7 protein-coding genes and 1 pseudogene are annotated in these 8,777 nt (G+C 60.9%); 1 reads left to right on the top strand and 7 read right to left on the bottom strand.

Annotated features, from left to right (window positions below):
• The 5 genes from JNL55_RS29380 to JNL55_RS29360 all read right to left on the bottom strand — a co-directional run.
• The coding region (locus JNL55_RS29380) for a polysaccharide biosynthesis/export family protein (protein ID WP_293863028.1) at nucleotides 1-1,406 on the bottom strand (1,406 nt) is incomplete at its 3' end.
• A 104-nt stretch (nucleotides 1,407-1,510) separates the two neighbouring features.
• A complete protein-coding gene (fcl, locus tag JNL55_RS29375) occupies nucleotides 1,511-2,452 on the bottom strand; it encodes a GDP-L-fucose synthase (protein ID WP_293863026.1) in 942 nt (313 codons plus the stop codon).
• Nucleotides 2,445-3,533, bottom strand: coding sequence for a GDP-mannose 4,6-dehydratase (gene gmd, locus JNL55_RS29370; RefSeq protein ID WP_293863024.1), 1,089 nt, complete (start codon nucleotides 3,531-3,533; stop codon nucleotides 2,445-2,447). The genes fcl and gmd overlap by 8 nt, the downstream gene beginning before the upstream one ends.
• A gap of 91 nt (nucleotides 3,534-3,624) precedes the next feature.
• Nucleotides 3,625-5,271 carry a glucose-6-phosphate isomerase gene (gene pgi, locus JNL55_RS29365; protein WP_293863022.1) on the bottom strand — a complete coding sequence of 549 codons (1,647 nt, stop codon included), beginning with the start codon at nucleotides 5,269-5,271 and terminating at the stop codon, nucleotides 3,625-3,627.
• A 113-nt stretch (nucleotides 5,272-5,384) separates the two neighbouring features.
• On the bottom strand, nucleotides 5,385-6,392 hold the full coding sequence (locus JNL55_RS29360) for an NAD-dependent epimerase (RefSeq protein ID WP_293863020.1): 1,008 nt from the start codon (nucleotides 6,390-6,392) through the stop codon (nucleotides 5,385-5,387).
• A 94-nt stretch (nucleotides 6,393-6,486) separates the two neighbouring features.
• Between JNL55_RS29360 and JNL55_RS29355 the strand changes: the two genes are divergently transcribed.
• The gene (locus JNL55_RS29355) at nucleotides 6,487-6,885 is read left to right on the top strand and encodes a four helix bundle protein (RefSeq protein ID WP_293863018.1); all 399 of its coding nucleotides are present in this window, start codon (nucleotides 6,487-6,489) and stop codon (nucleotides 6,883-6,885) included.
• An 8-nt stretch (nucleotides 6,886-6,893) separates the two neighbouring features.
• Here JNL55_RS29355 and tviB read toward each other — a convergent pair whose 3' ends face one another.
• On the bottom strand, nucleotides 6,894-8,177 hold the full coding sequence (gene tviB / locus JNL55_RS29350) for a Vi polysaccharide biosynthesis UDP-N-acetylglucosamine C-6 dehydrogenase TviB (protein ID WP_293863016.1): 1,284 nt from the start codon (nucleotides 8,175-8,177) through the stop codon (nucleotides 6,894-6,896).
• Nucleotides 8,178-8,345: 168 nt separating this feature from the next.
• A pseudogene (locus tag JNL55_RS29345) lies at nucleotides 8,346-8,777 on the bottom strand (sodium/proton antiporter); the annotation flags it as partial.

Raw genomic sequence — 8,777 nt, 5'->3', positions numbered from 1 at the left:
CCGGCCAGCTGCAGCAAGTCCGCCGCAGAGGTTTCCTGCTTGAGTTCGTAAATGGCGGGCCGGCGTACCTCGCCAGCAATGCCGACGGTGGCGCCCACCGGCGGAATGAAAATCACATCGCCGGGCAACAGCCTCGCATCGGCGGTGGTATCGCCCTTCAGCAACAGGTCGTACAGATCCAAAGTCGTGACCGTACGACCGGCGCGCTTGAGTTGAATGTTTCGCAACGACCCGATCGGTTTCACACCGCCGCTGACGAACAAGGCATTGGTAATGGTCGACAGCCCACTGACGGTATACGAGCCGGGGGTCTCGGCATCGCCGAGTACGAAGATACGGATGGAACGCAACTCACCCATGCTGACACTGACCTGGGTGTTGATCAGTTGCTCGCTGACCTGCTTCTCGAGCGTGTTGCGCACGTCGTCGTAGCGCTGACCGCCGACCGCGATCGGCCCCAGCTCAGGAAAGCTGATGCGACCGTCACGCCCCACCACCAGTTCATAGCGGCCCTTGGTATTGCCGATCAATTGCACTTGCAGTCGGTCGCCAGGGCCGACCACATACTCCGAGGATACCGGCACGTCGGTGACCGGCGCGAAAGTAGATGGCGCGCCAGCAAACAAATCGTAGCCGAACGGCTTCAGCGCCTGAGTACCCAACGGCTTCAAGGGCAAGCGAGTCAACGAAACGATGAAGTCGTTCAGCCGCAGCTCGGCAGCCAAGCGCTGAGTGGCTTCTTCCTCGGTGAGGCCGGCCAGCGGAATGGGCCCCAGCTCGGCGACGTTCAAGATGCCCCATTTATCCAGCTTGTATGGATTCCGTCGCAGCACTCGCTCGCGGAAATCTTCCAGACGCAACTGTTCGTCGCTGCTGCGTTCCAGGGTTTCTTGGGATTGCGGGGTTGAGTTCTGGCCACTCGCGCCAGAGTTCTGCGGTAACTGCACGGCGCCAGGGATGCCGGGCTGCCGCGCCGCGGACTGCTCCCGACGTTCCTTCTCCTCAATTTCCGGAGCACGCCGCTTGAGCTGACGAATCTCTAACGTCAGCAGCACGGTGTCGCCGCCTTTGAGGCGCTTGCGGCCGTTGACTCCGTCCAGGGACGACGCGTCGTCGCCGTCTTCATCCTTGCCATTCAAGGAGCGGGAACGGACCGTGGACGGGAAGTCGAGTTTGCTATCCGAGCGCACCCCGGTGCGAGGCGAGGTAGTGGTTCCGGTGCCGCTGCCGCCCATCGCCTCGAGAATGGTCTTCTGCTGTTCCGGAGTCATGTTCTGGAACATCTCGAGCTGGCCTGCACTGGGTGTTTGTGCAGACACGGGAACGGTCGCGAGGACGCTACACAGGAACGCAGCTGCGATGGCAGCCAACCACAATCCACGGTTGGCGAGTCTGGTATTGAGCATCAGGGCCGCTTTTACATGTAATCCCTGCGACGAGGGCGGCGAGTTTACACATTGCACACTGCGGATGCGATCAATTCGTGGTCGCAGCACGCCCGCCGCCCGGCTCAATGTCGATAGTCGATCTGATGCTCGATGAACCAGCGGTAGGTGGCGGCAATTCCCTCACGCAACTCGATCCGAGGCTGCCATCCAGTGGCTTGCAGCTTGGTCGTGTCCAGCAGTTTGCGCGGCGTTCCGTCTGGTTTACTGGCGTCGAAACGTAACTGTCCCTGAAAGCCGACCACGTCCCGAACGATGTTGGCGAGTTCCTGAATGGACACGTCCGCGCCCCAACCGATGTTGACCGGATCTTCCGCTGAATAGTGCTGCATCAGGAACACGCAGGCGTCCGCTAGATCGTCACAGTGCAGGAACTCCCGCCGCGGCGTGCCCGTGCCCCAGACGATCACCTCGGTATCGCCGCGAGCCTTGGCTTCATGAAACTTCCGAATCAGCGCCGGCAACACATGTGAATTCTGCAAATCGAAGTTGTCGCCGGGACCATACAGGTTGGTGGGCATGGCCGAGATGACGTCGAAGCCGTACTGACGCCGGTAGGCCTGGCCCATTTTCAATCCGGCAATTTTCGCGACTGCGTACCACTCATTGGTAGGTTCCAGCGCACCGGTCAGCAGGCAACTTTCCGGCATCGGCTGAGGCGCGAGCTTCGGATAGATACAGCTGGAACCCAGGAACAGCAGCTTGCTGGTCCCGTGTCGATAAGCCGAGTCGATGACGTTGGTCTGGACCTGCAAGTTGTCGCGGATGAAATCGGCGGGGTAAGTGTTATTGGCGTGAATGCCGCCGACCTTGGCGGCCGCCAGGAATACAAACTCCGGCCGCTCCTGTTCGAACAGCTGTGTTACCGCCCGCTGATCGCGCAAATCGACTTCTGCGCTCGAACGCAGTAACAGATTTGTGTAACCGTCCGCCTGTAAGCGACGCACGATGGCACTACCCACCAAGCCTCGGTGGCCGGCCACAAAGATGCGTGCGTCTTTATTCATGGCGTTGATAGGTGGGGAAGCCCTCGCGCGCGACCAACGCGTCGCGACGAGCGACCGCCAGGTCGGTTTCCACCATTTCCTTCACCAGCTGCTGAAAACTCGTCTCGGCCTGCCAGCCGAGCTTTTGCCGCGCTTTGGTCGGATCGCCCAGCAAGGTATCCACTTCGGTCGGACGGAAATAGCGGCTGTCGACTTTCACGACCGCGCGCCCGGTCTTCGCATCCACGCCCTGCTCTTCCACCCCCGCGCCCCGCCACTGAATCTCCATGCCGAGCTCGGCGCCGGCGATTTGCACGAATTCGCGCACCGAATGCTGCTCGCCGGTGGCAATGACGAAGTCCTCTGGTTGCTCTTGCTGCAACATCAGCCACTGCGCCTTCACGTAGTCGCGGGCATGGCCCCAATCGCGCAACGAATCGAGGTTGCCGAGATACACGTTCTCCTGCAGACCTTCTTTGATCCGAGCCAGGCCGCGCGTGATCTTGCGGGTCACGAAGGTCTCGCCGCGAATCGGCGATTCGTGATTGAAAAGAATCCCGTTGCACGCGTAGATGCCGTACGCCTCGCGATAATTCACAGTGATCCAGTAGCCGTACACCTTGGCTGCGCCGTACGGCGAGCGCGGATAGAACGGCGTCGTTTCCTTCTGCGGCACTTCCTGGACCTTGCCGTACATCTCGGAGGTCGAGGCCTGGTAGAAGCGCGTCTTCTTCTCCAGCCCGAGGATGCGAATGGCTTCCAGAATGCGCAGCGTGCCGACCGCATCCGAGTTCGCCGTGTACTCCGGCGTCTCGAACGACACCGCGACATGACTCTGCGCCGCCAGGTTGTAGATCTCGTCCGGTTGGATCTGCTGAATGATCCGGATCAGGTTGGTGGCATCGGTCAGGTCGCCATAGTGCAGGAACAACTTGACGTTGCTCTCGTGCGGATCCTGATACAAATGATCGATGCGATCGGTATTGAATGAGGATGCCCGGCGCTTTATGCCGTGCACCTCATAACCTTTGCCGAGCAGGAATTCGGCCAGATACGCGCCGTCCTGGCCAGTGATCCCGGTGATCAGAGCCTTCTTGCCCAAGCAGACATCCCTCAACTGAAAATGAACAGGTCCGCGAATGCGGCGCGCATTCTAATGGAAATGTGCTGCCAAGGCTGAGAGCTTCCGCCCCTCAACCCCGCCACTTCGCCACATGCTCCAACAAATTCCGCAGCGACGGCTCGGCACCGGCGGCGGCTTCGCCCGGTTTTTCCAGCGCCGGCGTCAGCGAATCCGCCAACTTCTTGCCCAGCTCCACGCCCCACTGGTCGAAGGCGTTGATGCCCCAGATCACGCTCTGAGTGAACACTTTGTGTTCGTACAGCGCGATCAGCCGACCCAGCGTTTTCGGGCCGAGCCGCGGGAACAGGATCACCGTGCTGGGCCGGTTGCCCTGGTGCAGCTTGTGCGGGATCAGCCGCGCAATCTCACTTTCGCTGGTGCCTTTCGCCGCCAGGTCCGCACGCACCTGCGCTTCGGTCTGCCCGAACGCGAACGCCTGGGCCTGCGCGAAACAATTGGCCAGCGCCAGGTCCTGCTGTTGCTGGAACGGGCTGGACGCATTCACCGGCGCCAGGAAATCCAATGCCACGCGCGGCGTGCCCTGGTGCAGTAGCTGGAAGAACGAATGCTGAGCATTCGAGCCCGGCTCGCCCCACAACACCGCGCCGCTGTCATACGTCAGCGACTCGCCCGCCACGGTCACGCTCTTGCCGTTGGATTCCATTTCCAACTGCTGCAAATACGCCGGGAAGCGATGCAGGCGCTGGTCGTACGGCAACACCGCCAGCGAATCCAGTCCCAGAAAATTCCGGTTCCAAACCCCGAGCAGTCCGGCCAGCACCGGCAGATTGTTTGCGAACGGCGTGCTACGGAAGTGTTGGTCCATTTCCGAACCACCTTCCAGCATCAGTTCGAACTGATCCATGCCCAGCGCCAGCGCCACCGACAGACCCACCGCCGACCACACCGAATAACGGCCGCCGACCCAGTCCCACATCGTAAAGCGGTTTTGTGGCGGAATTAAGAAAGCATCCATGGCCTTCGCGTTAGTCGACACTGCCGCGAAGTGTCGTGCCGGTGCGCCCTCGCCCAAGCGATCCACGATCCACTGCCGCGCCAGCTTGGCGTTGGTGAGCGTTTCGAGCGTGGAGAATGTTTTCGAACACACGACGAACAGCGTGCGCGCCGCATCCACTTTCTCGAGCACGTCGCCGAGCTGCACGCCGTCGATGTTGGATACGCAGTGCAGGCGCAGATTGCGATTGCGATACTTCGCCAGCGCTTCGGTCGCCATCACGATGCCGAGATCGGAACCGCCGATGCCGATGTTGACGATGTCGGTGAAGGTCTTGCCGGTGTGGCCATGAATACGGCCGCCATGTATGCCTTCGACGAAGCTGCGCATCTTCTCCAGGCTGGCGCGCACGTCGGGCATTACATCCTGGCCGTCGACCAGAATCGGACGGTCGGTGCGATTACGCAGGGCGGTGTGCAACACCGCGCGATTTTCGGTGATATTGATTTTGTCGCCGTTGAACATCGCGTCGATGCGGCTGCGCAGGCCGCGACCTTCGGCGAGCGCCAGCAACAAGCGAAGCGTCTCGGCATCGACTCGTTGCCGCGAAAAATCGAACAGCAGATTGAGTTCGGAGGTCCGCGAAAAATTCACCGCACGCTGCGGATCGTTGGCGAACAGATCGCGCAGGTGACGGCCGCGCATGCTCGCAGCGTGGGCCTCGAGCGCCTGCCATTCAGGCGTCGTGTTCGCTCGCGTCATGGGGTAGTCCTCCTGCTATGACTTCATCGGCACGTGGAATGTGCCGGAGGCTACCGCACTGACGGCGCAGCGGGAAGCTTTTGCGCCGTCATCCGGTGGTTGGCAACGCCGGCTTACTTGCCGTAGTAGCCCACGTACCACTCGATGAAGCGCCGCACGCCCTCTTCCACCGGCGTGGCCGGCTTGTAGCCCACCTCACGCACCAGATCGGACACGTCGGCAAAGGTATCGGGCACGTCGCCGGCTTGCAGCGGCAGCAGGTTCTTCTGGGCTTTCTTGCCCAGGTTGGTCTCGATGCACTCGATGTACTTCATCAGCTCCACCGGCGCGTTGTTACCGATGTTGTACAGCCGATAAGGCGCCTGGCTGGTGCCTGGATCCGGCGTATCGCCGTTCCACTCCGAATTCGGCTGCGCCGGCCGATCCATCGCCCGCACCACGCCCTGCGCGATGTCGTCGACGAACGTGAAGTCGCGGCGATGATTGCCGTAGTTGAAGACGTCGATGGGCTTGTCGGCCAGGATGTTCTTGGTGAAAAGAAACAACGCCATGTCGGGCCGGCCCCAGGGACCGTACACCGTGAAGAAGCGCAGACCGGTCACCGGCAGGTTGTACAAGTGCGCATAGGTGTGCGCCATCAACTCGTTGGCCTTCTTGGTAGCCGCATAGAACGACAACGGATGGTCGACGTTCTGATGCACCGAGAACGGCATCTTCGTGTTGGCGCCGTACACCGAGCTGGTCGAGGCGTACACCAGATGTTCTACGCCGTTGTGCCGGCAGCCTTCCAGAATGTTGGCAAAACCCACCACGTTGCTGTCGATGTAGGCCAGCGGATTCTGGATCGAGTAACGCACACCGGCCTGTGCGGCCAGGTGGATGGTGCGTTGAAACTTTTCTTGTTTGAACAGCGCGGCCACGCCTTCGCGGTCGGCCACATCCATTTTCACGAACCGAAAATTGGGAAATTTTTTGAGCTGGGCCAGGCGAGCTTCTTTCAACGACACGTCGTAGTAGTCGTTGAGATTGTCGAGACCGACCACCTCATCGCCGCGATTCAGCAGAATCTGCGCAGTGTGGAAGCCGATGAAGCCCGCGGCTCCGGTGAGAAGCAATTTCATAAGCGCCTAGCCGATGTCGATGAATGAAGGGCCGCGAATAATTCGGTGAACGTCCAGTTTGGCAGCCGACGCTGCCGGCCGCGAGTCGCGAACAATGCTCGCCATGGACAAGATCGTCAGTCACAAGGATCTCATCGTCTGGCAGCGAGCCGTCGCGCTGGCGTGCAAAGTCTACGCCGCGACCCGACTGCTGCCCAGAGACGAGCGCTTCGGCCTGCAAAGTCAGCTCAGGCGCGCCGCGGTCGCCGTCGCCAGTCAGATCGCTGCAGGCTCGGCGAGTGCCAGCCGCGCTGGCTTCGTCCAATTTCTACAGGCATCGCGGTGCTCGCTGTCCGAGCTGGAAACGCTGTATCTGATTGCGAGCCGGCTCGCATCGCTACCCAGCACCGCTGATGAGATCGCCGAAGTCGGCCGGTTACTCAACGGTTTGCTACGCAGCCTGGTTGCATCGAATCGCGCGGCGCACGCCAAAGCATGCGCCCCGCCTCGATAACCACCGGATCAAAGTCTGCCGTCGACCTCGTCGGCCTCGAACACATACTTGATGTCGTACAGCACGTGTGGCTTCTTGGCGAAGGAGCGGATCTCGTCCAGCCCCATGTCCTTGAACTGCTTGTGCGCGACCGCCATCACGATGGCGTCGTACTTGCCGGGAGCCGGCTTGCGGATCGGCTTGATGCCGTACTCGTGCTCGCACTCGGCAGCATCGATCCAAGGATCGAACACATCCACCTTGGCACCGAACTTCTTCAACTCCGTCACCACGTCGGCGACCTTGGAATTGCGCAGGTCCGGGCAGTTTTCCTTGAACGTCAGGCCCATCACCAGGATGCGCGAACCGTTCACATGGATGCGCTTCTTGATCATCAGCTGCGCGATGCGCTCGGCGACGTAAATCGCCATGTTGTCGTTGATGCGACGGCCGGCCAGGATCATTTCCGGGTGATAACCGATCTCCTGCGCCTTGTGGGTCAGGTAGTAAGGATCCACGCCGATGCAGTGACCGCCGACCAGGCCGGGACGGAACGGCAGGAAGTTCCACTTGGTGCCGGCCGCTTCCAACACTTCTTCAGTGTCGATACCGAGGCGATTGAAGATCAGTGCCAGCTCGTTGATCAACGCGATGTTGACGTCGCGCTGGGTGTTTTCGATGACCTTGGCGGCCTCGGCCACGCGAATGCTGGACGCCTTGTGAGTGCCGGCCTTGATGATGCTGGCGTACAGCGAGTCGACGAAGTCGGCCACTTCGGGCGTCGAGCCGGAAGTGATTTTCTTGATGGTGGTCAGGCGGTGCGTCTTGTCGCCCGGGTTGATGCGCTCCGGGCTATAGCCCGCAAAGAAATCCTTGTTGAAGGTCAGGCCCGACAGGCGTTCCAAAATGGGCACGGCCACCTCTTCGGTGCAGCCCGGGTACACGGTGGATTCGAACACCACGATGTCGCCCTTCTTCAACACCTGGCCGATCAGCTCACTGGCGCGCTCGATGGGCGTGAGGTCGGGACGCTTGTAGCTATCGATCGGGGTCGGCACCGTGACGATGAACACCTGGCAGCTGCGCAGATCTTTCACGTTGGTGGTGTAAGACAGCCGCTTGGCGGACTTCAATTCCGCCGGCTCCACTTCCAGGGTGCTGTCCTTGCCCTTTTTGAGCTCGGCGACCCGCGCCGCCTTGATGTCGAAACCGACCGTGGCAAAGGACTTGCCGAACTCCACCGCCAGCGGCAGGCCGACGTAGCCCAGACCGATCACGCCGAGCTTGCATTCGCGCAGACTAAATTGAGGCATAACTGACCGTGTTGTCGAGTTCTTAGGGGTTCGCAAGGGGCGCAAGGATGCCATAGAACCGTCGCCAAAATAGAGACATGGGTCTAAAGGCCGACGCCGTCGTTGGCAGGATTGCCGACAGGCCCGGCTAAACGTTGACCGGCTTGCGAGCCGCTACAACAAATACAAGACCGCCCACAGACCGCTCAGGGTCAAGGTAATCGTGTAAGGCAAGGCCATCCACACCATCCGGCCGTAGGACAGGCGGATCAGCGGCGCCACCGCCGAAGTCAACAGAAACAGCAGCGCCGCCTGGCCATTGGGGGTGGCGATGCTGGGAATGTTGGTGCCGGTGTTGATGGCTACCGCCAGCCGGCCGAACTCGGCGGCATCGATGGTGCCTTCCAACAGGGCAGCTTTCACTTCTGTGATGTAGATCGTGGCCACGAACACATTGTCACTGACCGCGGACAGCAGGCCGCTGGCCAGATAGAAAATCGCCGCCCGCACCTCGCCCGACTGGTGCAACGCCCAGCCGACCACCGGCTCGAACAAATGCTGGTCATGGATCTGGGCCACGATGACAAAAAACACCACGATCAACGCCGTGAACGGCAGCGC

The organism is Steroidobacter sp., assembly GCF_016790065.1.
Lineage (GTDB): Bacteria > Pseudomonadota > Gammaproteobacteria > Steroidobacterales > Steroidobacteraceae > Steroidobacter.
The sequence above is the reverse complement of the archived record's forward strand: the minus strand, read 5'-3'. Positions and strand labels throughout refer to the sequence as shown.

Bases quoted from the DNA above. Each gene is read 5' to 3' on its own strand.
- fcl (WP_293863026.1), bottom strand. From the start codon at position 2,452: ATGAATAAAGACGCACGCATCTTTGTGGCCGGCCACCGAGGCTTGGTG.
- pgi (WP_293863022.1), bottom strand. From the start codon at position 5,271: ATGACGCGAGCGAACACGACGCCTGAATGGCAGGCGCTCGAGGCCCAC.
- JNL55_RS29360 (WP_293863020.1), bottom strand. From the start codon at position 6,392: ATGAAATTGCTTCTCACCGGAGCCGCGGGCTTCATCGGCTTCCACACT.
- JNL55_RS29355 (WP_293863018.1), top strand. From the start codon at position 6,487: ATGCTCGCCATGGACAAGATCGTCAGTCACAAGGATCTCATCGTCTGG.
- tviB (WP_293863016.1), bottom strand. From the start codon at position 8,177: ATGCCTCAATTTAGTCTGCGCGAATGCAAGCTCGGCGTGATCGGTCTG.